This window comes from Elioraea sp. (assembly GCF_051860475.1).
In the GTDB taxonomy this organism is placed as follows: Bacteria; Pseudomonadota; Alphaproteobacteria; order Acetobacterales; family Acetobacteraceae; genus Elioraea.
Map to the genome: position 1 here is coordinate 12,062 of NZ_JBHYDW010000025.1, position 25,186 is coordinate 37,247.

Here is a 25,186-nt window from a genome sequence, read left to right on the forward strand (position 1 = left end):
GGCCCCCGTTTGGCTGTCCCCGCCGAGTGCGTTTTGCCCCCCCTGCCCTGGTCCTTGGGGTAAAATACCAAAACATCGGCGGGCCCCGCCCGGCAACCCGCGGGGGGGCGGTAGGGCCCCCCGGACCCCCCAATTCACGCAGGATCGAAAACGATGCCCGGCGCGCCGTCCACCTCAGCGATGCGCGCCTTCACGCGCTGGCCGATCTTCACCTCCGCGGGCGGCAGGCCGTCGACACGGCTCATCATCCGCACACCCTCGTCGAGCTCCACGATCGCGATGTTGTAGTCGTTGGAGGAACCGTCGGGATTGGGGCGCTGGCGCGCCACCGTGGTCGCATAGACCGTGCCGAGCCCGCTCGCCGGCACCCATTCGAGATCGCGCTCGCCCGTGCCCGGCAACGCGACACGCGGATAGAACACGTGCCGCCCCGTCGACGCGCTGCGCTGGATCATGAACCGACCCTCCTTCAGGAAGGCACGGAACGTTGCCTCAGGGCCGGGCCCCGCCTCGGTCATGGATCGATCCTCCCTCTCCGTCACCAGAGAGGATGGCCCGACAGACGCGCGGCGGCAACCTCAGCTCTGGGCGTCAGGCGAGACCGCGATGCAACTCTGTCCCCGCTGCTCGACGCGCTGACACGCCGCCACCGCCGCCGCCGCCGACAGCCCGACCAGGCGGGCGCGCACCAGCGTCCCGTTGCCTGTGACGACCGAGGCAATCGCGACCTGAGCCCCACCCAGCAGCTCCGGCGCGGCGCGGCGGGCCTGCTCGATCGCGTTGCGCGCCGGTCCATGGCTCTGGAACGCCCCGACCTGGATCGCCCAGGCACCACCGATCCGCGGTGGCACCGGCGCGGCCAGAGCAGGAGCGGCGCGGGCGGACGAGATGAGCTGGAACCGCCCCGGCGGCTCAGGAGGCGCGGACGGTGGCAACGATGCCCTCACAACCATCGGCTCGCGGACGGGCGCGGTCACGGGGGCGGGCGCACGCGCGATGACGGCCGGCGGCGCCGGAGGGGTCGGCGGGGTCGGCGGGCGATACGCAAGCTGAGTCGGCGGCCCGCGCACCACGCGCCGCAGCCCCGGCGGAATGTTTGCCGGCACCCGAGCCGCGGCATAGGCCTCAGGCGCCGCTCGGTTCGCCGGCACCGTGCCGTCGATGCGCGGCGCGATCATCCCGACATAACGCCGCGTCTCGTCCGGCAGGCCGCGCTGGCGCGCGAGATAGCGGTCGAAAGTCCCCGGTCCGGCATTGTAGGCCGCGAGGAAGCCCGGAGAGCCGAACCTGTCGTACATCTCGCGCAGATAGGCTGTGCCCGCAAGGATGTTGTCGCGCGGCTGGAACGGATCGCTGCCGAGCTGGTAGCGCACCCGGAGTTCCTCCCAGGTCGCGGGCATTAGCTGCATCAGCCCCATCGCGCCGGCGCTCGAGATCGCGTCGTAACGCCCCGCACTCTCCACTCGCATGACCTCCCGGATCCACGACTCCGGCACGTCATGCATCACCGCGGCCTCGGCGATGTACGGGCCCCACGGATCGTGCGCCGGGCCGGGCGCAGCGTAGTGACCCGCGACGTGACCGGTGTGGCGCACGGCCACACGATCCGAGGCGCACGCCGCCGCGAGCAGCACCAGCGCCGCAAGCCCGGCACGGCGCACAACTGTGTGGAGCCGTCTAGTCGGGGGCAGATGCGACGTGTTGGTCAAGGCCGAGGTCTCCAGAACACCAAGAGAACACTGCAGGCTGCACCCTGGTGTTCAGCTCCTGTGTCAGTATCCAGGGCTAACCCCTTAAGGAATCGTAGCCGCGGGAGCAACCGGATTGGTACCGACAGGCTCGACTCGACCGCCGCGGCGGACCTGCCGTTGCATTCCGGCAACACCGGGGCAGCCAGGGACCGGTTCGCGGGTCAGCCGCGGGCGGCCGGCCCGACGGCGAAGCAGCCCTGCCCGCGCCGCTCGACGATCCGGCAGGCAGCCTGCGCCGCCGTCGGCGACAGCCCGACGAGTCGGGCGCGCACGAGCCGGCCGTTGGGGGTGTCGACATTCGGCGTGGCGGGCTGCGCAAGGGCAAGCAGGTCCGGCGCGGCCTCGCGTGCCCGCTCGATCGCGCTCTGCGCCGGCCCAACGGTCCGGAACGCACCGACCTGGATCGACCAGGCGCCGGCAACCGCGCCGGAGGGCCTCGGCGCCGAGGGGGGTGGCGTCGGTGGCGGCGCCGGCCGGACCGTCGCGGCGTGCGCTGCGGACATGAGCTGGAACCCGCGGGATGGGGGTTCGGCAACGAGCGACGGGGGTACGGTTGCCTCCGCGTGGACCGGGCCGCGCATCGGCTCACGCCTGGGCGTTGGTTCCGGCAGAGCCGGGAGCGCCGCCGCCACGGCGGCGGGCCCGCTGCGCGCGGGCAGTCGGTCAGGCCGCGCCGGCGGCCGCGCCGCGAGCTGCACCGGCGGACCAGGGCGCGGGCGCTGCGGCCCGCTGACCAACGCCGCCGGCACCGCCGCATAGACCGACGGTGCCGCCCGGCTCGCGGGCGCGACTCCGTCGATCCGCGGCGCGATCGCCGCCACGAAACGCAACGTTTCGCGCGGCAGGGGACGCTGCCGTGCGAGATAGCGCGAGAAGGCCCCAGGCCCTGCATTGTAGGCGGCGAGGAAGCCTGGTGAGCCGAACCGCTCGTACATCTCACGGATGTAGGCGGTGCCCGCGAGGATGTTGTCGCGGGGGTCGAACGGATCGCGGCCCAGACCGTGGCGTGCGCGCAGCATCCGCCAGGTTCCCGGCATCACCTGCATCAGCCCCATCGCGCCGGCGCGCGACACCGCCCGGCGGCGGCCGCTGCTCTCGCGCTCCATCACTTCGCGGATCCACGCCTCGGGCACGTCGTGCAGCGCAGAAGCCTCGGCGATGTGCGGCCCCCACGGATCATAGACGGCATCCGAAGCGGCGGCGTAGTCGTGAATGACCGGCACATGACCGGTACGGACCGTTTCGACCCTGTCGGCCGCGCAGCCCGCGGCGACCAGCACCGCGGTCAGACGCGCCACATGCAATCCCGGATACCATCGCAGGATCCTGGGGCGGTGCGACGTGACCATCGGGATGCATCCTCCGAAGCAGCAATGAAGCAGCGCACGCCACGACTCGGAGTTGGGTCTCCGATCGAACAGACCCTAGGTGCGTGCGTCGGAGTCGTGTCTCGCGGGAAAATTGTGTCGTTCGAGTCGCACTCGCCTCGCTTCAAAGACGCCGTGATCGCGTGGCATCCTGGCCACAGTTGTACGAGTCGTTCCTGGAGGGCCGCCCTGCGCGCCGTTCTGCCCGTGCTGCTGCTGGCCTGCATCGCCGCATGCGTGCGACCACCGCCCCCGACGCCACCGCCCGAGCCGGCGGTCGAGGCGCCAGCGGACAGTCACGGCCGGCTCGGGACGATCGTTGCGATCCGTCCCCTCGCCGCGCGCGGTGCCGAGTACATCGTCCGCGAGGACCACGGCGCGACCGTGGTGGTCGTGCAGCCTGACACCGAGGGATTCGCCGTCGGTCAGCGCGTAACCCTGCAACAGGACGGACGAACGCGTATCTCCCGCGCTCGGTGACGCGCACGGATCAGTTCAATGTCGAGCGGATCTCGGTGAGCATGGCGCGTGCCTGCGTCGCGACCTCGCCGCTCGGATCGAGGGACAGGCATCGCTCAAGGCAGGCCATGGCCGCACGCGGATGGCCGAGCTGGCGATGCACCAGGCCCGCCTCGCACCAGAGCGGGGCCGCCCTGGGGACCAGCCGCAGCATGTCCTCGAGGCACGCAAGCGCGCCAGCAAGGTCGCCTGCCCTCAGCCTGCGGATCCTGATGTTGTTCTGCAGCCTGAGCAGAACCTCGCGGTCGCGCATGCGGCGGAACAATCGCGGGTGGATCGCCGCATCCTCGTCGGCAAGCCGCCCCAGCCGTGCGTGCAGTTCCGCGGCCGAGGGAACATGGCCGCGCGCGAAGGGATCGATCGCGACCGGCCGCCCCTCGCCTTCTATGCCGACCAGGAAATGCGCCGGGAAGTCGATTCCCCAGGCGGGCCAGCCTGCGGCGCGTGCGGCGTGGATCCACAGCACGCCGAGCGCCACGGGCAGGCCGCGCCGGCGCTCGATCACGCGGATCAGGTTGGCATTGGCGAGGTCGTCGTAAGTCTCGGTGTCGCCCGCATAGCCGTGGCGGTCGGCCAGCAGGGCAGCAAGCGCGCCCGCGCGCTCGGCCGGCGCCGTGTTGCGCAGTGCGGCCGCCTCCACCGACAGGGCCGCGAGATGCGCGCGTGCCGGCGTACAATCGCCCCCCGGCAGGTCGAGCACCGCGAACAGCAGTGCCGCGATCGCGAGGTCGGGCGGCTCGTCGTCCGCGGCGCCGAACCGGCTGAGGGTTGCGCGAGCGATCTCCGGAGTCACGACGGGTCCGCACGACTGCACAGATGCATCACGCTGCGGGTAGGGGCGGTGAAGACGCGCTCGCGCACCCGCCAGCCTGCTGCTGCGAGCGCATCCTCCCACACCGCGAGCGACGTGCCCCGATACCCGACCTCCCACTTGTGCCCGAGCGGATCAGGTTCTGCGACATAGGTGCGGAACCGGTTCGGCCACTTCAGGTGCAGCGCCGTGCGCAGCCAGCCGGGCGCCACCTGCACGGCGAGCCAGAGATGCAGCCCGGACCATGGCACCGACACGATCAGATGTCCCGCCCCGGTGTCGTGCAGGCCGTGCAGCACCTGCCGCGCGGTCCCGAACGGCAGGTGCTCGAGCGTCTCGCAACAGAGCACCGCGTCGAATCCGCCGAGCGCAGCGGGATCGAGGGCGGTCAGGTCGCGCTCGTGGTGCGGCACGTCGGGACGCGTGAACTGGCGCGGACCAAGATCGAGCGTCTCAACCGCGTAGCCGGCGTTGTCCAGCAGCGCGGTGACGTAGCCGAGATAGGGGCCGATCTCGAGCACGCGCTGCGCCGTCGTCCGGCCGAGCAGCTCGATCTGCGCGTGCTGGTGCGGGCTGCGCTTCGGCGAGTAGTAGCGGTGCCACTCGGCGCGGTTCGCCGCCGGATCGGCCCGCCGGTACAACATCGTGCCTTCAGGCACGGTGCTCATGCGGCGATACCGAGCCGCGCAAGGCGGTGCGCAGCGTCTGCGTTCACCGCGCCGGACGGCAGCCGGCCCGCCGCCAGCGCCTCCACCTGGCGCACGGTGTCGAAGGCCTGGTGCGCGATCGCCTGCGGGGTCAGCCCGCCGATATGCGGGGTCGCGATCACCTTCGGATGCGCGGCAAGCGCCGGCGACGGCATCTGGTCCGGCGCGCGGCCGACATCCATCGCCGCGCCCGCGAGCGGCCCCTCGTCCAGCGCCCGACGCAAGGCCGCCTCGTCGACCAGGTTGCCGCGCGAGAGGTTCACGAACAGCGCGCCCGGCCTCATCACCGCGAAGGCACGCGCATCGAGCAGGTTCTCGGTCTCCTCGGTCGCCACAACCAGGCAGACGACCACGTCCGACGCCGCCAGCACGTCGTGCAGCGCTGCATGGCCGATCTCGGGGTCATCGGGCTCGACATAGGGGTCTGCCACCAGGACGTTCATCCGCATCGCCTTGGCGATCGCAGCGAGCCGCCGGCCGATCACGCCGTAGCCGAGGATGCCGAGTGTCGCACCGGCGAGCTGGCGACCCGTGCGTGGCTCCGGTATGTCGCCGCGGTGATAGACCGCGGTCGCACGGCCGATGCCGCGCGCAAGGTCGACCATCATCCCGACCGCGAGCTCGGCGACCGAATCGGCGAAGCCGGGTGTGGCGCGCGTCACCAGCACGCCGTGTGCCGAGGCCGCCGGCACGTCGATCGTCCGGATATCGACCGCGCAGCGCAGGAACGCAACGAGGTCGGACGCCTGCGCGAAGGTCTCGGCTTCACCCGGCGTCATGCGGTCCGAGATGATCACGGAACATCCCGCGGCAGCCGCTGCCAGTTCCCTCCCAGCGAGATGCCGTCCCGTGGTGTTCCGCCGCACCCGGGCGACACGCCCGAGCGCCGTCAGCGCGTCGTCACCATAGTAGTTGTGGAACATCTCGTCGGTATGGGCGAGGAAGACAGGCAGCATCGCGGGCTCCCGGCAGGTGACAGTCCGAGACTGGCGCGTCAGGGCGGGCAGCGCCAGGGGCCGTTCCTTGCCCGATGGCCGGCGCTTGCCTAGAACCCGCGCCCATGGCCAAGCGCCCCTCGCCGCCCGACCACGGCGCCATGCTCGCCGACCGCATCGCCCGCCGCGACGCCCTCGTCGGCGTGATCGGGCTCGGCTATGTCGGGCTGCCGCTGGTCAAGGTGTTCCTGGCGCGCGGCTTCCGCGTGCTCGGCTTCGACACCGACGCGGCCAAGGTGGCGGCGCTGAAGGCGGGGCGCTCCTACATCCGCCACATCCCGGCGGCCGATGTCGCGGCGATGAACGCGACCGGCCGGTTCGACGCCACCGCCGAGATGGCGCGGCTCGGCGAGCCGGATGCCATCCTGATCTGCGTGCCGACGCCGCTGACGCGCCATCGCGAGCCCGACATGACCTATGTGGTGGCGACGGCCGAGGCGATCGCGGCGCGGCTGCGCCCCGGTCAGCTCGTGGTATTGGAGTCGAGCACCTATCCCGGCACCACCGAGGAGGTAGTGACGCCGATCCTCGAGCGCGGCGGGCTCGTCTCGGGGCGCGACTTCTTCCTCGGCTACAGCCCCGAGCGCGAGGACCCCGGGAACATCGACCACGGAACGAGCACGATCCCCAAAGTGGTGGGTGCGGACGGCGAGGCTGCGCTGGCGCTGACGCGCGCGCTCTACGATGCCGTGGTAGTCGGCACGGTGCCGGTGAGTTCCGCCGCCACCGCCGAGGCGGTGAAGCTCACCGAGAACATCTTCCGCGCCGTCAACATCGCGCTCGTCAACGAGCTGAAGCAGATCTATGCGCCGATGGGCATCGATGTGTGGGAGGTGATCGCCGCCGCCGCCACCAAGCCCTTCGGCTTCATGCCGTTCTGGCCGGGCCCCGGCCTCGGCGGGCACTGCATCCCGATCGACCCCTTCTACCTCACCTGGAAGGCGCGCGAGCATGAGGTCGCGACGCGCTTCATCGAGCTCGCCGGCGAGATCAACACCGCCATGCCGCGCTACGTGGTGCAGCGGCTCGCGGATGCGCTCAACGACCGCGCCGGGCGCGGCCTGAAGGACGCGGCCGTGCTGCTGCTCGGGCTCGCCTACAAGAAGAACGTGGACGACATGCGCGAGAGCCCGGCCTTGAAGATCATCGAGCTGCTGGAGGAGCGCGGCGCGCGGGTGATGTTCCACGATCCGCACATCGCCGCGATCCCGCCCACCCGCGCCTACGGCCATCTCGCCGGGCGCAGGGGCGTGACGCTGACCCCCGCGACCCTGAAGGCGGCCGATGCCGTGCTTGTGGTCACGGACCACGACGCGATCGACTGGAAACGCGTCGGCCGGCACGCGCGACTCGTGATCGACACGCGGAACGCGCTTCGCCGCGCCGGCCACACGGGCGCGAACTTGGTGCTCGCCTGAGACGATGCCCCCCCGCGTCGCCCTGATCGGCTGCGGCGCCTGGGGACGCAACATCGCGCGCAATCTCGCGACCCTCGGCGCGCTCGCTGCGGTCTGCGACACGGACACGACCGCGGCCGGGGCAGCCGCGCACGGAGCGCCGGTGAGCGACCTCGACGCGATCCTCACCGATGCCGCGATTGACGCGGTCGCGATCGCCACCCCGGCCGCGACCCACGCAACGCTTTCCGCCGCCGCGCTCGCCGCCGGCAAGCACCTGTTCGTCGAGAAGCCATTGGCGCTCGACGTGACCGACGCCGAACGGCTGGTGGCGCAGGCCGTGACCGCGCGGCGCGTGCTGATGGTCGGACACCTGATGCGCCACCACCCGGCCTTCGCCGCGCTGCTCGATCTCGTGCGCGCGGGCCGGCTCGGCCCCCTCTCCTACATCGAGGCGCGGCGGCTCAACCTGGGCCGCATCCGCCGCGAGGAGGACATCCTCTGGTCCTTCGCCCCGCACGACATCTCGATGATCCTGGCGCTCGCCGGAACGTTTCCCGAGCGTGTGACGGCGCACGGGGTCGCCGTGCTGAACCCCGAAGTCGCCGACGTCACCACGACCCAGCTCGCCTTCCCGGGCGGCCTGCGCGCCGAGATCCACGTCTCGTGGCTCAATCCGGTGAAGGAGCAGCGGCTCGTGGTGGTGGGCAGCGAAGGCATGGCGGTGCTGGACGACGGCGCACCGTGGGAGCGCAAGCTCGTGCTCTATCCCCATCGGATCGCCTGGCAGGGTGGGCTGCCGGTGGCGGAGCCCGCGGCCGGCGAACCCGTCTCCGTTACCCCCGACGAGCCGCTCGCCGCGGAACTGCGCCACTTCCTCGACTGCATTGCCACCGGCGCGACGCCGCTCACCGACGGCTCGGAAGGGCTCGCGGTGCTGCGCGTGCTCGCCGCTGCGTCGGCGGCACTGCGCCCGCGTGAGGGCATTCACCCGAACGTGGAGATCGCTCCCGATGCGACCATCGGCGCGGGCACGCGCATCTGGCATTACTCCCGGGTGCTGGCCGGAAGCCGCGTCGGTGCGGGCTGCCGGATCGGCCAGAACGTCGCGATCGGCCCGCGCGCCACCCTCGGCGACGGCTGCAAGGTGCAGAACAATGTCAGTCTCTACGAGGGGGTGACGCTGGAGGACGAGGTCTTCGTCGGCCCCTCGGCCGTGTTCACCAATGTCCGATCGCCGCGCGCGGCGATCGACCGGCGCGCCGAGTTCGCCCCCACCCTGGTGCGGCGGGGTGCAACCATCGGCGCCAACGCGACGGTCCTGTGCGGGCTGACGATCGGCGAATACGCGCTTGTCGCCGCCGGCGCCGTGGTGACGCGCGACGTCGCGCCCTTCGCCCTCGTCGCCGGCAACCCGGCCGCGCGCATCGGTTGGGTCGGGCATGCGGGCGAGCGCCTCGTTTCTGCCCCGTCCGGCACCTATACCTGCCCGCGCACCGGCCGGCGCTACGTCGAGTCCGGGCCGGAGACGCTCACGGAGATCGCCTGATGCCGGAAGGTTCGCCACCCGCCCCGATCGCCTTCATCGACCTCGACGCCCAGCGCCGGGCGATCGGCCCGGCGATGGAGGAGGCGGTGCTGAAGGTGGTCCGCTCCGGCCGCTACATCCTCGGGCCCGAGGTGGTGGAACTCGAAGCGGCCCTCGCCCGCTATGCCTCGGTGCCCTACGTGCTCTCCTGCGCGAACGGCACGGATGCGCTGGCGCTCGCCCTGATGGCCTGGGACATCAAGCCGGGCGATGCCGTGCTGGTGCCGGCCTTCACCTTCGCCGCCACCGCCGAGGTGGTGGTGTGGTTCGGCGCCACCCCGGTGTTCGTCGATGTCCTCGAGGACACGTTCAACATGGATCCGGCGAGCCTGGAGACCGGGGTCGAGGCGGCGAAGCGCCTCGGCCTGACGCCGCGCGCCGTGATGCCGGTCGATCTGTTCGGCCAGCCGGCCGACTACATGCGGCTGCTGCCGATCGCGCGCCGCCACGGGCTCAAGGTGCTGGTGGATGCCGCGCAGTCCTTCGGCGCGACCTGGAACGGCACCCATGTCGCCGCCACCGGCGACATGGCCGCGACCAGCTTCTTCCCGGCCAAGCCGCTCGGCTGCTACGGCGATGGCGGCGCGGTGTTCTGCCACGACCGCGAGACGCTCGACGTGCTGCTCAGCTTGCGCGTGCACGGCCAGGACAAGGACGACAAGTACGAGAACGTGCGGGTCGGCATGAACGGCCGGCTCGACACGGTCCAGGCCGCGGTGCTGCTGCAGAAGCTCGCCGTGTTCGCGGCCGAATGCGACGCTCGTCAGCGCATCGCCGCCCGCTACAACGAAGCCCTCGCCGACGTCGCGATCGTGCCACGGATCGCGCCGGGCAACACCTCGGTCTGGGCGCAGTACACGCTGCGCATCCCCGGCCATGACCGCGCCCGCGTGCTTGGCGCGCTCAAGGCCGAGGGCATCCCGACCGCGATCTACTATCCCAAGCCGCTGAACCGGCAGACCGCCTATGCGCAGCATCCCGTGGCCGGCAACGGCGTGCCGGTGAGCGAACGGCTTGCCGCCGAGGTGTTCAGTCTGCCGTTTCACCCCTACCTGGACGAGGCGACCCAGGACCGGATCATCACGGCCACCCGGTGCGCGCTCGGGGCCTGATCGCGTCGCGCCTGTGGAACGGACCGGCCTCGGCATGGCATGCTGGGACATGGAGTCCGCGGAGGAGCACTGCCCGCCCCCGGCCGGGCTGACTGTCCCCGGCCTGCTCACGCTGCTCGGCCTGGGACCCAGAGGCGACGCGCTGCGTCGCCGACTGGCGCGCGCACTGCACGACCGCGCCCCGGCGCAGTTCCCGGCGGAGGAGGACCGTACGGCGTTCGGCCGACGGCTGCTCGGGCTGCTCGCGACGGCCGAGGGCGATGCGGCATTCCAGGAGGCCGCAGTGGTCGCAGAGGCGGACATCGCACCGTCGGAGCGACAGCTCGACCTGCTTGCGGCGGCGCGGCAGATCGCAGGTCGGGCGCTCGACGAGGCGGCGCCCGACGCCGCGGCGCGACTGCGCTCGCAACATCTGCCGGGCGCTCCGCCCGCGCTCGCGCTCGCCGCCGCGTCGGCCGACGCAGCGCTCTGGACCGAGGCGGCGCTGATCCTTTGGCGGCTGGCTGCGCTCCCGTCCCAGGCCGAGGGGGCTGCTCGGCTTGCGGCGCGGTACCCGGCGCTAGCGGACGCCCTGCCCACACTGGCCCGCCGTGGCACGCCCGAGGCGGTACCCGGCCCTGCACGTCAGCGCGACCGGCTGCTGCGGCTGATGGGCCTCGCCGAGGACCCGGACACCGCGATGCTGCTGCCTCCGCCCGGGGCGCATGTCGAGAGCAAGCTCGCCGCCCTGCCAGCCGAGCGGATTGCCAGCCTGCCGGACGGCTGGCGCGAGACGCTGCATCGGAGCTCGGGGCGGCAGGCGGGCCGGATCAATGACGCGCTTGCCGCCTTCGAACGGGCCTCGCTCACGGTCGAGGCGCGCGAGACCGCTCTTCGGGAAGCCGCACTCCAGGCAGAGCTTGATCTGGTCGCGATCGAGGCGGCGCTGACCGCCGCGCGGCAGGCGGACGCCGCGCGGGATCACGCCTGGCGGACCCTGGTTCAGGCCATCGCGGCGGCGCAGTGAGCCGCTGACACGGGGGACTACGGCAACGGCTTGGGGTCGGTGTCCAGGGAGCGCAGATACGCGATCAGGTCGGCGCGCTGCTGCGTGTTGGCGAGCCCGTTATAGGCCATCCGCGTGCCGGGCGCGTAGGCGCGCGGGTTGGCGATGAACTTGTTCAGTTCCTCGTACGTCCAGGGTTCGCCCTTCCTGGACGCGATTGCCTGGGAGTAGTTGAAACCGTCGGCATGCGCGTGATCGGCACCGACGATGCCCCAGAGGTTCGGACCAACGGCGTTGCGGCCGCCCTGATCGAAGCTGTGGCAGGCGCCGCAGGCGCGCCGCGCGATCGCCTGGCCGTTGTCGGGGTTCGCGTTCGCAAGCAGCGGGCCGATCGGCTCGATGGACGGCGCCTCGCGCTCAGCCGGCGTGGCCGCAGGCGCGGCGCCGGTATCGATCTGAAGCACGCTCTGCTCCATGCGCTTCGGATGCACCAGTGCGTCGCCGATGATGCCGGTGACCATGAACAGAATGCCCGCCGTCAGGATCGAGGCGGCGATCTTGTTCACTTCCATCGTGTTCATCGGCGACGTGACCCTTCGGCGCGATCCCACCCGGCGCGGAACCCGCCCGGTGGCTCCGTCCATTAGGCGATCCGCCGCAGGGCTTCAACCCACCGTCGGGCTGGGTGCATCCTGCGCGCCGGCAGCCGGGGAACGGGGACATGGAGACGCTGATCGGCGGTGGCTGGCTGGTGGACGTGATCCTGGTGCTGGTGCTGCTCGAAGGCGCAGCGCTGGCGTTCCTGCTCCATCGTTCGCCCAGGCGCGCCGACCTGCCAGGGCTGCTGGCCACGCTGCTGTCGGGTGCGGCACTGCTGCTCGCGCTCCGGGCTGCGCTGATCGGGGCCGGCGCCGTCTGGATCGCGGCCTGGCTCGCGGCCGCGCTTGCCGCCCATCTTCTCGATCTCTGGCTCAGGCTCGGTCGCTGAGCGGAAAGAAGACGGGGCGGCACGAGGCCGCCCCGAGGGGTCCAGTGGGCGTGGGGACTCAGCGTGACGCCGAGCGCAATGGACCCAAGGTGACCGCGTTCAGTTCCGGATAGTCGGTCAGCATTGACCGGCCCAGCAGCGGCTTGTTCGCGCCCTGGTGGCAGGTGGTGCAGTTCACCTTCAACGGATCTCCGGCCGGGCCGAGCCGCGAGGCGGTCGCGTCGCCGCGCTCGGGCGGGCCGTGCGGATTGGCGGCCCAGAGCGGACGCAGGGGTTCGATGTAGCTGGCGTTCAGCTCGCGCACCATCCGGATGCCGTGCCAGGCCGTCACGCGCTGGGGGGTCGAGGTCTGCCAGGAGCCGAAGTTCTGGGTGTTGTGGCAGAAGGTGCAGTTCTGCCCCGTTGCCGCGCTGAAGTGGAACATCAGCCCGTAGGTCAACTCGGCCCCCATGATGGTCGCCGGGTTGCCCGACGGCAGCGGGGTCTGGCCGGTCACGCGGATCGGCGCGTCGCCCAGCAGGAACGGCGTGAACGGATCGCGCGGCAGCGACGACATCCCCACCGACGGCGAGGCGATGTTCTGCCCGGCAGCCGAGGCGACGATGCCGCGTGTCCGCCGCGGATCCGGATCGGTCGACCATACCGCCTCGGGGATCGGCCTGCCGCGATGGCAGGTGTAGCACGTGACGCCGGTCTGACCGACATGCGCCTGCCACGAGGCATTGATGGTCTTGGTCATCTGCAGCATCCGCCGCGTCACGACCTTGGTGTACACCTCGTCGGAGGCGAGATTCTCGGGGTTGTGGCAGTAGTTGCAGCCCTGCTCGGGCGACACCCAGGCGGTGATGCCGATCATCAGCCGGGTGAACTCGTTGGCGTCGAGATCGCCCAGCACCTGGACGTTCTCGTACACCTCCGACGCCTTCTGCCCGGCCTTGTCGATCTCGGGCGTCGGCTCCGGCACCTCATGGCGCGCGCGCTGGGCCGCCACCGTGCGCGGGTTCGTCACCAGCTCCATCGCGGTGCCGCGGTTGCCCACCTGCACGACGTCCACCGGTGGTCGTTCGAAGCTGGTGAACACGACCACCACACCCAGCGCGCCGAGGACGGCCAGGACGATCTTCAGGGTGAAGCTCATCGCATCGCTCCTGCGGCAAGGGCGGGATCGGCCATCCCGGGCACGATCGGGGCGTACATCGGCGCGAAGCCGTGCTTCACCGCCCAGAGGTACCAGTTGTCGACCACGGTGCCGGTCAGCAGGATGCCGATGCCGCCGGTCAGCGGGCACAGAACCGCGAACCACCAGGCCCAGCGATGGATGCTCTCCATCGTCGCGTTGAAGCCCATGGTCCAGCGCCAGAAGATCGCGGCGCGCTCGGCCGCCGTGCCGCGATCGAGCGTCTGCTCGATCTCACGCTCGCCGCCGTAGCGGCTGACCGCGAGGATGGTCGCGCCATGCATCGCGAACAGCAGCGTCGAGCCGTACAGGAAGACGATCGAGAGTGCGTGGAACGGGTTGTAGAACAGGTTGCCGTAGCGGATCGAGAATGCCGCCGTCCAGTCCAGGTGCGGGAAGATCCCGAACGGCACCGCCTCGCTCCAGCTGCCCATCACGACCGGACGGATGAAGCCCAGCACCAGGTAGAGCCAGATCGCCGCTGCGAAGGCCCAGGCGACATGGGTGCCCATGCCAAGCTGGCGCGCGCGGCGATAGACGCGCGTCCACCAGAGCAGGATCGAGAGCGTGAGGAAGAAGCCTGCGAACAGCCACCAGCCGCCGTCCTGCATCGGCGGCAACCTCAGCCCATAGTGGGCCGGCGGCGGTTCAAGCCCGAGCCAGAACAACTGGCGGACGAACTGCACCGGATCCCAGGCCACCGAGGCCCACATGTTGAGGCCGATCGTGACGAAGGCGACCATGAAGAACGCGATCGACAGCGTGCCGAGCCAGCCGAGATAGATCGGACCGAGCTGCGCATCGCCGATCTTGCCGAGCAGGCGGTTGAAGCTCGCAGGCCCCGTCCGCGGGGAGTCGCCCTTGGGCAGCGGCACACCCGGATAGGGCGTCGGGCCGTGCACGATGACCCGGGTGAAGATGTTCTGGTATTCGGCCATGGGCGTGTCTCCCTTGCCTCAGGACCAGATCGGAAGGTTGAGCCACCAGCCCCACCATTCCGGCCAGCCGCGGGTCCAGAACGGACCGCTGATGACGATGCAGACGGCACTCCAGAACCCGGCCGAAAGGGCAAGGAACAGCCCGAGGCGATGGATGCCGAGCGTGCCGATCGAGTAGCCGATGAGGTCGCGGAAGAAGGTGTTCTCGTGCTCCGGCGTCTTCACCGGCTCGCCCTTCGGCGGGTTCAGCGCCGAGAGCACCAGCGCGCCATGCAGGCTGAGCGCGAGCGTGGTGGCGAAGAAGAACGACACCGCGATCATGTGCGCCGGATTGTAGTGGAAGTGCAGGTACTGGTAGCCGACGTTCGATACCCAATCGAGATGGCTGAAGATGCCGTAGGGGAAGCCGTGCCCCCAGGCGCCCATCAGCAGCGGGCGGATCACCACCAGCGTGATGTAGGCGAACACCGCCACGCCGTAGGCGACCGGGATGTGGTAGCCCATGCCGAGCTTGCGGCTGATCTCGGCTTGGCGGAGCGCCCAGGACACGAAGGCGCCGATCGCGCAGATCGTGATCATCTGCCACAACCCGCCTTCCTTGATCGGCGCGAAGGCGAGCCCGTATTTCAGGTCGGGCGGCGCGATGTTGATCGTCCAGACATTGAACGTGCCCTGCAGCGCCGCGCCGTAGAGGATCAGCAGCGTGCCGAGCACGGTGAAGAAGATGGTCGTGACGCCGAAGAAGCCGACATAGAACGGCCCGACCCAGAAATCGAAGAGGTCGCCACCGACGAGGGTTCCCCCTCGCACCCGGTACTTCTTCTCGAAGCTGAGCATCGCCATGGTGGGTTTCCCCTTGCCTTATCGAGAGCGGGCGGGTCGGGCGCGGGATGCCGGAGACGGACGGGCCTGGCGCCGAGACGCCGCGCCCGCCCGTCATCCGGCGGTCACCGCTAGGTCAGCATGACCAGCGAGGTGTCGTAGGACACCGCCGCCGCTGCACGCTTCCCGTCCAGCCAGTTGAACCTGTCGGTGCCGAGCAGGATGAAGTGGATCAGCAGCGCCAGGACCAGCAGGAACACGCCGAGTGCAACCAGCACGCGACGCGGGTCGAAGATCAGCCAGATTCGCCACATGTCGGGACCCTCCCTAGGTCAGGTAGGACGCGACGGTGGCGGCACCGTCGATCATCGACTGCCGCCACCCACCAACGGGTGGCAGCCAGGGTCGCCACATCCAGACGAGGATGTGGGCGACGACGGCGACGACTGTGAAGATGGCGAAGCTCGAGACGAAGACTCCGTGGAATTCCTTCGCCTCGTGTTCCGTCAACCCCGACAGCGAGCCGTCGGTTCGCTCAGCCATTGTTGTACCTCGTGGCTGATGGCCTTGCGGCCGTTACCGCGCAAGTCCCGCGCGGCGGGGATCGGAACGGTGGATCGCACCGCCGCCGATCGGTGATCCGGTGCGCGGGGCGTTCGTTCGCCAGCCGGACCGGGAAGAGGACGGGGTACACGGTCATGCCGGCACCCCCCGGAGCTGCTCGGCGAGCACGCGTGCGGCGCGCTCGACGGTCACGCGCGCCTCGCCGGCCTCGCGCGCGGCGCGCTCGATCCGCTCGCGCAGGCGCTTGGCGGCCGAGATCCGGACCAGGAAGGGTTCAGACTCGAGATGCATGTCGAGCAGCTCGCGTGCCTCGTCGTCCCAGGGCTGGCTCACGCGCGCCGGCGTCGCCTCGATCCGGTCGAGATCGGTGCCGAGCGGCAGGATGTGGAACAGCGCGTCGAACAGCGCGTTGCAGTACTCCTGCACGATGTAGGTCGCGCCGGCATACCCCATGAACGGCGTGCCGGTGGCACGGCGGATGATCGCTCCGGGGAACGAGGCCGGAATGTACATCGCGCGTGACTTCAGCTCGGCCGCGTACATGCGCTCGTTGTAGGAACCGAACAGCACCAGCGGCGGCGACGTGCGCATCGCTGTGCGCACCGCCTCGTTGTCGGGCTTCTGCCCAGGCTTTCGGGCGAAGGAGAAGGCGCAAGGAACGCCCATCTCGTCCTCAAGGAATCGCTTGAGCCCGCGCGCGTAGGTCTCCGAGGCCACGACCGCGAAGGAGGCGGAGGCGAAGAAGTCCTGGGTGACGCTGCGCCAGAGGTCCCAGATCGGCTTGATCGTGGTGTGCTTCTCGCGCGCGATGAACGGCTCGGGATCGACACCGACGAGCTCGCCGAGCGTGCGCAGGAAGTTGGTGGTCGCGAACAGGCCGATCGGTGCCTGAAGGTACGGCCGATCAAGCGCCTCGCAGAGCTTGCGGCCGAACTCCCGGTACATGCAGATGTTCACATCGGCATCGGCGAGGCGGGCGATCTCGTCGAGATGCGCGCCGAGCGGGAATACCAGATTCACCTCGCAGCCGATCCCCTCGACCAGGCGCCTGATCTCGGCGAGGTCGGATGGCATGTTGAAGGTGCCGTAGATCGGCCCGATGATGTTCACGCGGGGCTTGGCGCCCTCGGGCCGCGCTTTCCGCACCTTCGGCTTCTTCAGACCGAACTCAGTCCAGAGCCAGTAGATCGCCCGGTCAGCGGCCTGCCACTGATCCTCGTCGATGGTGCGCGGAATGAACCGCTTCAGGCTCGAGCCCTCGGGCGTCACGCCGCCGCCGATCATCTCGGCGATCGAGCCGGTGACCACCACCGAAGGCAGGTCCTCGTCGCCGGTCTGGTCGGCGCGCTTGAGCAGTTGCTCGGTGCCGTTCTGCGACAGCGCGTCCTCGTCGAGCCCGGTCACCACGATCGGCAGCTCGTGCGGCGGCAGCGCATCCGTGTAGTGCAGTACCGCGGTGACGGGCAGGTTCTCGCAGCCAACCGGACCGTCGATCACCACGCGCAGCCCGCGCACTGCGGTGAAGGCATAGACGCAACCCCAGTAGCCGCCGGCGCGATCGTGGTCGAGGACAAGCATGGCTTACGTGCCCACCGCTTCTTCGGCCTTGGCGCGCGCGGCGCGCAGGCGCTTCTGCCGATCGCGGAAGCCGGGCGGCTCGGACGGGATGTCGCGGAAGCCGTAGCCGGGCCCTGCCGGGGTGCCGACGCCGTCGAAGAACGAGACCATGCGCCGAAACCGCTCCGCCCCGCGTGTCTGGGCCGCGACGATGCCCGCCATCGAACCAGCGCCCGCAGGGCCGAAGAGCGGCCGGGCCGAGACCATGTTGGTGAAGTAGAGCGCGGGGATTCCCGCCTCCTTCGCCTTCTGCACCACCGGAGTCGTGCCGAGCGCGAGGTCGGGCCGGACATCGAGCATCGCCGCGATGTCCTGCTCGAGCGAGGCGCGGTACTGGACGTGCACGCCCCGTGCCTCGAGCCACTCGAGGTCGGACGCCGACCATTCCGTGCGCGGACAGGCCGTGCCCACGTAGGGCACCCGCGCCCCCGCCTCGACCAGCAGCCGCGCGACCAGTAGTTCGGAGCCCTCGTAGCCGGAGACCGTGACGGTGGCGTCGATCGGTGCGGCCTTGAGCGCGCCCGCGATCGCCGGCAGCGCGCGCGCCTTCGCCGCGTCGATCTTCTCGGCACCAGCACCGGCTGCCGCACCGATCGCCTCCAGCCAGGCGGCCGTACCGTCCACGCCCACGGGCCCCGAGCCGACGACCGGTCGGCCCGCCGCACGGAACTCGCGCACCGAGGCGACGTAGAACGGATGCACCGCCGCCACCGCGACGCAGTCGAGCGCGCCATAGAGATCACGCCATTCGCGCGCAGGTGTGGCCGGCCCCACCGCCAGCCCCATCGGCGCGAGCAGCGCGCCGATCCCCACCGGATCGGCCGGAAAGAGCTCGCCGATGAGCGACACGGTCGGCAGATCGGCCTGCTCACGCGGCCGCGCCACCGGCCCGGCCTCGGCCTCGCGGCGCGCGTAAGCCAGCATCGCGCCGGCAAGCACGTCCTTCGCCTCGGCATGGGTCGGCACGCCGAACCCGGGCACGTCGATGCCGATGATGCGCACGCCGTTGATCTGCTTCGGCAACAGATCGAGCGGCACCCCCGACGCCGTCGGGACGCAGAGGTTGGTGATGATCACTGCATCCACCTGCTCGGGATCGGCCGCCTTGTGCACGGCCTCGCGGATGTCCTCGAACAGCTTGCCGGTGACGAGGGTTTCGCTGTTGAACGGCACGTAGCCGACGGTGCGGCGCGCGCCGTAGAAGTGGCTGGTGAAGGTCAGGCCATAGACGCAGCAGGCCGAGCCCGAGAGGATCGTCGCGACACGCCGCATCCGGAGGCCCACACGCAAGCTGCCGAACGCCGGACACATCGACTGCGGCTGGTCGTGCGGCCCGCGCGGATAGTCGGCGCCCAGGCGATCCATGGTCGCGCTCTTGCCGGCCGCACGCGCGGCCTCGATCATGGTCTCGCGACCGCCATGGCAGCCGCCGCCCTCAGGCACAGGACGGGGAGCGCCGCCGTCCATCACACGCCCTCGTAGACGACTTCGAGCGACGGCTTCTCGATCAGGTCGGCGGCGCACATGTCCTCGATCGTCGCCGGATCCAGCACGACATGGCGCCCCACCGTCTCGCCGCTGAACAGGCCGAGCAGGTCCTCCTGGGTCAGCGGCTTGGGCCGCACGGGTGGCGCTTCCGCCACCTGGACCCCCAGCGCCTCGAACAGCGGAGCCCAGCGCCCACCGGGCTTGCCGATGATCTCGTAGTTGGCGCTCTTGCGGCGGATGTCCTCGTCCGCCGGGATCGCGGCGAGCACGGGGATGCCGGCATGCTCGGCGAACGCCGCCGCCTCGCCGGTGCCGTCATCCTTGTTGATGACGATGCCCGCCACGCCGACATTGCCGCCGAGCCGGCGGAAATACTCGACCGCCGAGCAGACATTGTTGGCAACGTAGAGGGACTGCAGGTCATTCGAGCCGACGATGATCACCTTCTGGCACATGTCGCGCGCGATCGGCAGGCCGAAGCCGCCGCACACCACGTCGCCGAGGAAGTCAAGCAGCACGAAGTCGAAGTCCCAGCGGTGGAAGCCGAGCTTCTCGAGCAGCTCGAAGCCGTGGATGATGCCGCGTCCGCCGCAACCGCGCCCGACCTCGGGCCCACCCAACTCCATCGCGAACACGCCGTCGCGCTTGAAGCACACGTCGCCGATCTTCACCTCCTCGCCGGCCGCCTTCTTCTTCGAGGAGGTCTCGATGATCGTCGGGCAGGACTTGCCGCCGAACAGCAGCGACGTGGTGTCGGATTTCGGGTCGCAGCCGATCAGCAGCACGCGCTTGCCCTGCTGCGCCATCATGTAGCTGAGGTTCGCGAGCGTGAACGACTTGCCGATCCCGCCCTTGCCGTAGATCGCGATGATCTGGGTCTGCTTCGTCGGCGCGGCCGTTGCGGGTGCCGGTGGATCGATCGCGGCTTCGGCGCGCAACGCCTCCGTCCGGCTCTGCTGCGGTGACGGCACGGGCTTGCCGGTGGGGATGACGGTCATTGGACCTCCCTCCAATCCAGCACCATCTTGAGACAGGCCGGGTCGGTGAATGCGGTGCGGTAGGCGGACTCCGCATCGCGCGCGGGAGCGCGATGCGTGATCAGCCCGTCGAGCGAGAGTCGGCGCGCAGCGATCAGCGCGCTGACGGCGGCGAGGTCGGCGGGTTTCCATTCCGCCGCGATGCGCAGGCGCGCCTCGCGCATGAAGGCAGGCGGGAAGGCGAAGGTGAGCCGGTCGCTGTAGAAGCCGGCGAGCACGATCTCGCCGCCCGGAGCGAGGCGCGCGACCAGCGTGTCGAGGATCGCCGAGTCGCCCGAGACATCGGCGATCACGCGGTAGTCCTTGCGGGCATCCTCGGCGGGATCGCGCACCGCATAGCCGTCCGCGCCGCCGCGCCGCGCCGGGTTCGTTTCCCAGACGACCGGCGCCGCGCCGGCGGCAACCGCGATGCGCGCCATCAGTCGGCCCAGCACGCCATGGCCGACGATCAGTTCGGGCTGTGGCCCATTGAGCGGGAAGGCGTGGTGCGCCGTGGCAGCGAGGGCGACCAGCACGCCGTGATCGCCCAGCGCGGCGTCGATCGGCGCGACCCGCGCACCGGCCGTCACCAGCCGCGACGCCGCACCGCCGAACAGCCCACGCGCGTTGCGGAAGCCGTTCGATCCCGGCACGAAGACCGTCTCGCCAACCTCTCGTCCCGAGGCCGCACCGGCTGCAGCGATCCTGCCGACCGATTCGTAGCCGGGAACCAGCGGGTAGCCCATGCCGGGGAAGGGCGGCATCCGGCCGGACCACAGCAGACGCTCGGTGCCCGTGCTGATGCCGCTCCAGGCGATGTCGACCACGACATCGGCCTCGCCAGGTTCCGCGAGCTCAAGCCGGCTCAGGGCCAGCAGCTCCGGTTCCTTCATCAGCACGGCGACGGTGTCCATCAGGGACTCCACGCGTCTGCCTCCCCATGTGTCAGTCTAACTTGACGTTGATCGAGGTCAAGCATGATTGACACTCGATTCTGACCGATCTGGAGACCGGGCCAGCAACACCCTGACCAGCAACGGATTCCGCGTGCGCACCCGGTGGGGCGCCACGAACCCGGCCTCGGCAAGCATGGCTGACAGTCGGGCCGCCGTGCGCGGCCGGCCCCGCCCCATGGCGAGCAGGTAGAGGCCGAAATACGCATCGCCGATCGGCTCGGCGCCCGCCGTATCGGCCATCGGCTCGGCGAGGATGAGCGTCCCGCCCGGCACCAGCGCCCGGCGTGCCGCGCGCAGCAGCGCAAGCGCGGTCGCGTCGTCGTGGTCGTGCACCACGCGCACCAGCGAGAGCACATCCGCACCCTCGGGCAGCGGATCGGTTCGGAAATCGCCGCCGGTGACCCCGACCATCAGCCCCGCCCCAGCGAAGCGGGCCCGGGCGCGGTCGGCAACCGCGGGCAGGTCGAACAGCATGAGCCGCAGCGATGGATGGGCCGCCGCCACCGCACCGAGGAAGGCCCCTTCCCCGCCGCCGACATCGAGCAGGCAGCGGAAGCGGTCGAAGCGCACGGCGTCCAGCACCTCGGCCGCGACCATCGGCTGCGAGGCGGCCATCAGCGCCGAGTACCCCGCGACCGCGTCGGCCCCCAGCACCGCCGGCGCCGCCGCACCGGCATAGGGCCAATAGGCGGAGAGTGCCTCGCCGCGCCCGGCGCGCAGCAGCGCCACGGGATCGGCGAGGTCGCGGTAGAGCGCCTCGTGGTGGCGCACCATCGCCGCAATGCCGGGCTCGCCCGCGACCACCGCTCCGAGCGGGCCAAGTCCGTACCGTCCCTCCGCGCGACGGGACAGGAGCCTCAGCGATGCTGCGGCATCCAGCAGCCGCAGCACGTTCTCCTCCGGCAGGTCGAGCCGAGCCGCGAGCTCCGCGGCCGTCAGCGGCCCGACCCGCAGCAGCACGAACAGGTCGAGCCGCACGCACGCGGCGAGCACCTGGCTGTAGACGAAGCCGGCGCAGAGATCGAACAGTGCCCGCGTCTCGCGCCGGGCGATCCGGCGCGCAAACGGGAGCCGCAGCGCGAGCCGGCGGAACCCGGGCGAGCCCAGCAGCAGATCGCGCAGATCGAGCGCCCGCTCGCGCCAGCCGGTGAGGAAACCGGAGCCTGGCAGGGCGCCGGCCGTCAGGGCGGCCCCCGGACTCACGCGGCGTTCAGGGCGAGCGATTTCGGCACCAGCCGGCGCGCCTCGAACAGGATCAGCGTTTCCAGCGACTCGCGGCCGGGGCAGTCAGGGATCGCGGTGGCTGCCTCACCGACCAGGTCCTCGAGATGACGCACCGCCGCCGGGATGCCGAGGGTCAGCGCCGCACTCGGCCGGCCGTGCACGGCGTCGCGGCCGGTGGTCTTGCCGGCCTCCTCGTCGTCGGCGGCGGCGTCGCGCAGGTCGTCAGCGACCTGGTAGGCTTCGCCCAGCTTCTCGCCCAGCGCGCGCCAGGGTGCGGCGGGCAAGCCCGACCCGGCCGCGCCCGCCAAGCAGGCGGAGCCGCACAGCGAGCCCGTCTTGGCACGCAGATAGGCGCCAAGATCGACGCGCGGCTCGCACTCCCAGGCCTGACCGGCGGCGATCCCGAACGGCATGCCGACCGAGTCGCCGATGATGCCCAGCAGCGACACCAGCCGGGCGGGGTCAGCCGCGCCGGCGCGGGCGAGCGCCTGGAACGCCAGCACGATCAACGCATCGCCCGCCAGCACCGCGAGCGGCTCGCCATAGGCAAGATGCAGCGCGGGCTTGCCGCGCCGGGTCGCGGCGTCGTCGAAGCAGGGCAGATCGTCATGGACCAGCGAGGCGCAGTGCAGCAGCTCGATCGCCGCGGCGGCCGCATCGGTGAGCTCGGGCAGGTCCTCGCCGCAGGCGGCGGCGACCGCGAGGCACAGCCGCGGCCGCACCCGCGCCCCACGCGGAAACACGGCGTAGGTCATGGCCTCGGCCAGGCGCGGCGGTCGACCCGGCGCCTCGGCGATGGCGATGGCGGCGGCGAGGGCTTTCTCGATCCGACCGACGGCATCCATGGTTCGATCCTCCCGGACCCGACACGGCTTCGGCCGCGTCCGGCCTCGCTGGTGTAAGGTTTCGTTGTCAACCAAGACTGTCATTGATTGCTGACACTCGTGTCAACCACAATCGGGACCGTCGCGGAAAGGAGGCTGGCCGGTGCGGGACGACCGCGTGGTGGTGATCGGTGCAGGAATGGGTGGACTGACGGCTGCCCTGCTGTTGGCGGCGCGCGGTCTTGTCGTCACCGTGATCGAGCGCACGGCAGCCCCGGGCGGCAAGATGCGCGAGGTCGCAATCGGCGAGGCGCAGATCGATGCCGGCCCGACCGTGTTCACCATGCGCTGGGTGCTGGACGAGATCCTCGCCGAGGCCGGCGCGCAGCTCGACGACCACCTGACGCTGTGCCCCGCCGCGATCCTCGCCCGCCACACCTGGGACGGCGGCGGCGCGCTCGACCTCCACGCCGAGATCGCGCGCTCGGCTGACGCGATCGGCGCATTCGCCGGCGTGGCGGAGGCTCAGGGGTTCCGCGACTTCTGCGCCCGAGCCCGCGCGGTCTATGCCAGCCTGGAACGGCCGTTCCTGCGCGCCGCCCGCCCGACACCGATCTCGCTGGCCGCGCGTGCAGGAATCGGCGGCATGCGCGACCTCTGGGGCGCGTCGCCCTTCGCGCTGCTCTGGGACGCCCTCGGCGACCATTTCCGCGATCCGCGCCTGCGCCAGCTGTTCGGCCGCTACGCCACCTATTGCGGCTCCTCGCCCTTCGCCGCGCCGGCGACGCTGATGCTGATCGCGCATGTCGAGCAGGAAGGCGTGTGGCTGGTCGAGGGCGGCATGCACCGGGTCGCGCGCACCCTCGCCGCGCTCGCCGAGGCGCGCGGCGCGACCTTCCGCTACGGCGCCGAGGTTGCCGAGATCCTCGCCGAGCACGGCCGCGTTGCCGGTGTGCGGCTGACGACCGGCGAGCGGCTTGCGGCGGACGCGGTGGTCGCGAACGCCGATGTCGCGGCCCTCGCCGCCGGGCTGTTCGGAGGGACCGCGCTGCGGGCGGTGGCGCCCACCGATGACGCCGTCCGCTCGCTTTCGGCGATCACCTGGACCCTGCATGCGCGCGCCTCGGGCTTTCCGCTCGCGCGCCACACGGTGTTCTTCTCGCGCGACTACGCGGCCGAGTTCGACGCGCTCTTCGCGCGTGGCCGCCTTCCGGCCGAACCCACCGTCTATGTCTGCGCACAGGACCGCGACGACACCGCGGCCGCCCCGGGTGGCCGGGAGCGGCTGCTCGTCCTCGTCAACGCACCGCCGACCGGCGACTTGGCACCGCCATCCCCGCAGGAGATCGCGTCATGCGAGCAGGCCACCTTCGCGCTGCTGGCGCGCTCCGGGCTGACGATCGAACGGCGCCCCGAAACCACGGTGATGACGACGCCGGACCAGTTCGCGCGGATGTTCCCGGCCACGGGCGGGGCGCTGTACGGCCGGGCGGTGCATGGCTGGCGGGCGAGTTTCCGCCGGCCGGGCGCGGTGACGAAGCTGCCGGGACTGGTGCTGGCGGGCGGCAGCGTGCACCCGGGCCCGGGCGTGCCGATGGCGGCGATGTCGGGACGCTTGGCGGCGGCGGCGGTGCTGGCGGACCTCGCTTCGATGCGCCGGTCCCACCGGGCGGCTATGCCTGGTGGTATGTCGATGCGCTGAGCGACGATGGGCGCCACGGGCTGACCATCATCGCCTTCGTCGGCTCGGTGTTCTCGCCCTACTACGCCTGGGCGCGCGGGCGCGAACCGGTACCCGCCGAGAACCACGTGGCGCTGAACGTCGCGCTCTACGGTCCGCGGGCGCGCTGGGCGATGACCGAGCGCGGGCCAGCGGCGCTGGCGCGCGCAGCGGACTCGTTCGTCGTCGGGCCGAGCAGCCTGACCTGGGACGGCTCGGCGCTGACGATCGCGATCGACGAGGTGGCCGTGCCGCTGCCACAACGGCTGCGCGGCAGCGTGCGTGTCCTCCCCGCCGCGCTCACCCGACATGCCGAGACGCTCGACGCGGCCGGGCGGCACCGCTGGCGGCCGATCGCGCCGGTCGGCAGGGTCGAGGTGGCGATGGAGAGTCCGGCCCTCGCCTGGACCGGCCACGGCTACTGGGACGCCAATGCCGGCGACGAGCCGCTGGAGGACGGGTTTGCGTCCTGGACCTGGAGCCGCGCCCCGGTCCGGGCCGGCGCGGCAGTGCTGTACGATGCGCTGCGCCGCGACGGCTCGGTGACCTCGCTCGCGCTGCACTTCGGCGCGGACGGACGGGTGACGCCGGCCGAGACGCCGCCCGAGGCGCCATTGCCG

Annotated in this window: 26 protein-coding genes; 8 read left to right on the forward strand and 18 right to left on the reverse strand. The window is 71.1% G+C overall.

The window, feature by feature from the left end; all coding sequences use genetic code 11:
* Positions 1-134: 134 nt before the first annotated feature.
* From ACTIFU_RS07005 to ACTIFU_RS07015, 3 genes are all read right to left on the reverse strand, one after another.
* The gene (locus ACTIFU_RS07005; protein ID WP_439577583.1) at positions 135-518 is read right to left on the reverse strand and encodes a Zn-ribbon domain-containing OB-fold protein; all 384 of its coding nucleotides are present in this window, start codon (positions 516-518) and stop codon (positions 135-137) included.
* Between the two features lie 60 nt (positions 519-578).
* On the reverse strand, positions 579-1,709 hold the full coding sequence (locus ACTIFU_RS07010; protein WP_439577584.1) for a transglycosylase SLT domain-containing protein: 1,131 nt from the start codon (positions 1,707-1,709) through the stop codon (positions 579-581).
* Positions 1,710-1,912: 203 nt separating this feature from the next.
* Complete coding sequence (locus tag ACTIFU_RS07015) at positions 1,913-3,049, reverse strand: lytic transglycosylase domain-containing protein (RefSeq protein ID WP_439577585.1); 1,137 nt, start codon at positions 3,047-3,049, stop codon at positions 1,913-1,915.
* Positions 3,050-3,325: 276 nt separating this feature from the next.
* Between ACTIFU_RS07015 and ACTIFU_RS07020 the strand changes: the two genes are divergently transcribed.
* Entirely contained in the window at positions 3,326-3,598 is a 273-nt protein-coding gene (locus ACTIFU_RS07020) for a hypothetical protein (protein WP_439577586.1), read from the forward strand.
* A gap of 10 nt (positions 3,599-3,608) precedes the next feature.
* Here the strand turns inward: ACTIFU_RS07020 and ACTIFU_RS07025 are convergent, their stop codons facing one another.
* The 3 genes from ACTIFU_RS07025 to ACTIFU_RS07035 are packed head-to-tail and all read right to left on the reverse strand — an operon-like array spanning position 3,609 to position 6,111.
* On the reverse strand, positions 3,609-4,430 hold the full coding sequence (locus ACTIFU_RS07025; RefSeq protein ID WP_439577587.1) for a SirB1 family protein: 822 nt from the start codon (positions 4,428-4,430) through the stop codon (positions 3,609-3,611).
* Positions 4,427-5,116: a class I SAM-dependent methyltransferase gene (locus ACTIFU_RS07030; protein ID WP_439577588.1), complete on the reverse strand. Its 690-nt coding sequence runs from the start codon at positions 5,114-5,116 to the stop codon at positions 4,427-4,429. Before ACTIFU_RS07030 ends, ACTIFU_RS07025 begins: the two co-directional genes overlap by 4 nt.
* A complete protein-coding gene (locus ACTIFU_RS07035; RefSeq protein ID WP_439577589.1) occupies positions 5,113-6,111 on the reverse strand; it encodes an NAD(P)-dependent oxidoreductase in 999 nt (332 codons plus the stop codon). The genes ACTIFU_RS07030 and ACTIFU_RS07035 overlap by 4 nt, the downstream gene beginning before the upstream one ends.
* Before the next feature lie 104 nt (positions 6,112-6,215).
* Between ACTIFU_RS07035 and ACTIFU_RS07040 the strand changes: the two genes are divergently transcribed.
* Genes ACTIFU_RS07040 through ACTIFU_RS07055 form a run of 4 tightly spaced genes read left to right on the forward strand, consistent with a single transcriptional unit; the run spans position 6,216 to position 11,253 of the window.
* A complete protein-coding gene (locus ACTIFU_RS07040; RefSeq protein WP_439577590.1) occupies positions 6,216-7,568 on the forward strand; it encodes a nucleotide sugar dehydrogenase in 1,353 nt (450 codons plus the stop codon).
* A 4-nt stretch (positions 7,569-7,572) separates the two neighbouring features.
* On the forward strand, positions 7,573-9,096 hold the full coding sequence (locus tag ACTIFU_RS07045) for a Gfo/Idh/MocA family oxidoreductase (protein WP_439577591.1): 1,524 nt from the start codon (positions 7,573-7,575) through the stop codon (positions 9,094-9,096).
* The gene (locus ACTIFU_RS07050) at positions 9,096-10,247 is read left to right on the forward strand and encodes a DegT/DnrJ/EryC1/StrS family aminotransferase (RefSeq protein WP_439577592.1); all 1,152 of its coding nucleotides are present in this window, start codon (positions 9,096-9,098) and stop codon (positions 10,245-10,247) included. Before ACTIFU_RS07045 ends, ACTIFU_RS07050 begins: the two co-directional genes overlap by 1 nt.
* Before the next feature lie 49 nt (positions 10,248-10,296).
* Positions 10,297-11,253, forward strand: a complete 957-nt coding sequence (locus ACTIFU_RS07055; RefSeq protein WP_439577593.1) for a hypothetical protein — start codon at positions 10,297-10,299, stop codon at positions 11,251-11,253.
* 17 nt (positions 11,254-11,270) lie between these two features.
* On the opposite strand, the gene ACTIFU_RS07060 is transcribed toward ACTIFU_RS07055, so the two are convergent.
* Positions 11,271-11,876 carry a c-type cytochrome gene (locus tag ACTIFU_RS07060; protein ID WP_439577594.1) on the reverse strand — a complete coding sequence of 202 codons (606 nt, stop codon included), beginning with the start codon at positions 11,874-11,876 and terminating at the stop codon, positions 11,271-11,273.
* Between the two features lie 77 nt (positions 11,877-11,953).
* Between ACTIFU_RS07060 and ACTIFU_RS07065 the strand changes: the two genes are divergently transcribed.
* Positions 11,954-12,220, forward strand: coding sequence for a hypothetical protein (locus tag ACTIFU_RS07065; RefSeq protein ID WP_439577595.1), 267 nt, complete (start codon positions 11,954-11,956; stop codon positions 12,218-12,220).
* Positions 12,221-12,278: 58 nt separating this feature from the next.
* Here the strand turns inward: ACTIFU_RS07065 and pufC are convergent, their stop codons facing one another.
* The 11 genes from pufC to ACTIFU_RS07120 all read right to left on the reverse strand — a co-directional run bounded on the left by pufC (position 12,279) and on the right by ACTIFU_RS07120 (position 22,867).
* Positions 12,279-13,358 carry a photosynthetic reaction center cytochrome PufC gene (gene pufC, locus ACTIFU_RS07070; RefSeq protein WP_439577596.1) on the reverse strand — a complete coding sequence of 360 codons (1,080 nt, stop codon included), beginning with the start codon at positions 13,356-13,358 and terminating at the stop codon, positions 12,279-12,281.
* Entirely contained in the window at positions 13,355-14,335 is a 981-nt protein-coding gene (gene pufM / locus ACTIFU_RS07075; RefSeq protein ID WP_439577597.1) for a photosynthetic reaction center subunit M, read from the reverse strand. Before pufM ends, pufC begins: the two co-directional genes overlap by 4 nt.
* Before the next feature lie 18 nt (positions 14,336-14,353).
* Positions 14,354-15,178: a photosynthetic reaction center subunit L gene (gene pufL / locus ACTIFU_RS07080; RefSeq protein ID WP_439577598.1), complete on the reverse strand. Its 825-nt coding sequence runs from the start codon at positions 15,176-15,178 to the stop codon at positions 14,354-14,356.
* Positions 15,179-15,288: 110 nt separating this feature from the next.
* The gene (gene pufA / locus ACTIFU_RS07085; protein ID WP_439577599.1) at positions 15,289-15,471 is read right to left on the reverse strand and encodes a light-harvesting antenna LH1, alpha subunit; all 183 of its coding nucleotides are present in this window, start codon (positions 15,469-15,471) and stop codon (positions 15,289-15,291) included.
* A 13-nt stretch (positions 15,472-15,484) separates the two neighbouring features.
* Complete coding sequence (gene pufB, locus ACTIFU_RS07090) at positions 15,485-15,700, reverse strand: light-harvesting antenna LH1, beta subunit (RefSeq protein WP_439577600.1); 216 nt, start codon at positions 15,698-15,700, stop codon at positions 15,485-15,487.
* Positions 15,701-15,853: 153 nt separating this feature from the next.
* Positions 15,854-17,299, reverse strand: coding sequence for a chlorophyllide a reductase subunit Z (gene bchZ, locus ACTIFU_RS07095; RefSeq protein WP_439577601.1), 1,446 nt, complete (start codon positions 17,297-17,299; stop codon positions 15,854-15,856).
* Positions 17,300-17,302: 3 nt separating this feature from the next.
* Entirely contained in the window at positions 17,303-18,805 is a 1,503-nt protein-coding gene (gene bchY, locus ACTIFU_RS07100) for a chlorophyllide a reductase subunit Y (RefSeq protein WP_439577602.1), read from the reverse strand.
* Positions 18,805-19,824 carry a chlorophyllide a reductase iron protein subunit X gene (locus ACTIFU_RS07105; protein WP_439577603.1) on the reverse strand — a complete coding sequence of 340 codons (1,020 nt, stop codon included), beginning with the start codon at positions 19,822-19,824 and terminating at the stop codon, positions 18,805-18,807. Before ACTIFU_RS07105 ends, bchY begins: the two co-directional genes overlap by 1 nt.
* On the reverse strand, positions 19,821-20,756 hold the full coding sequence (gene bchC / locus ACTIFU_RS07110) for a chlorophyll synthesis pathway protein BchC (protein WP_439577604.1): 936 nt from the start codon (positions 20,754-20,756) through the stop codon (positions 19,821-19,823). Before bchC ends, ACTIFU_RS07105 begins: the two co-directional genes overlap by 4 nt.
* A gap of 57 nt (positions 20,757-20,813) precedes the next feature.
* A complete protein-coding gene (locus tag ACTIFU_RS07115; protein ID WP_439577605.1) occupies positions 20,814-22,001 on the reverse strand; it encodes a methyltransferase in 1,188 nt (395 codons plus the stop codon).
* A complete protein-coding gene (locus ACTIFU_RS07120; RefSeq protein WP_439577606.1) occupies positions 21,998-22,867 on the reverse strand; it encodes a polyprenyl synthetase family protein in 870 nt (289 codons plus the stop codon). Before ACTIFU_RS07120 ends, ACTIFU_RS07115 begins: the two co-directional genes overlap by 4 nt.
* 142 nt (positions 22,868-23,009) lie before the next feature.
* Here ACTIFU_RS07120 and crtD point away from each other — a divergent pair, with 142 nt between their 5' ends.
* Together crtD and ACTIFU_RS07130 are read left to right on the forward strand one after the other, a co-directional pair.
* Positions 23,010-24,548: a 1-hydroxycarotenoid 3,4-desaturase CrtD gene (gene crtD / locus ACTIFU_RS07125; protein ID WP_439577607.1), complete on the forward strand. Its 1,539-nt coding sequence runs from the start codon at positions 23,010-23,012 to the stop codon at positions 24,546-24,548.
* Between the two features lie 47 nt (positions 24,549-24,595).
* On the forward strand, positions 24,596-25,186 hold a 591-nt coding region (locus ACTIFU_RS07130), incomplete at its 3' end, for a carotenoid 1,2-hydratase (RefSeq protein ID WP_439577608.1).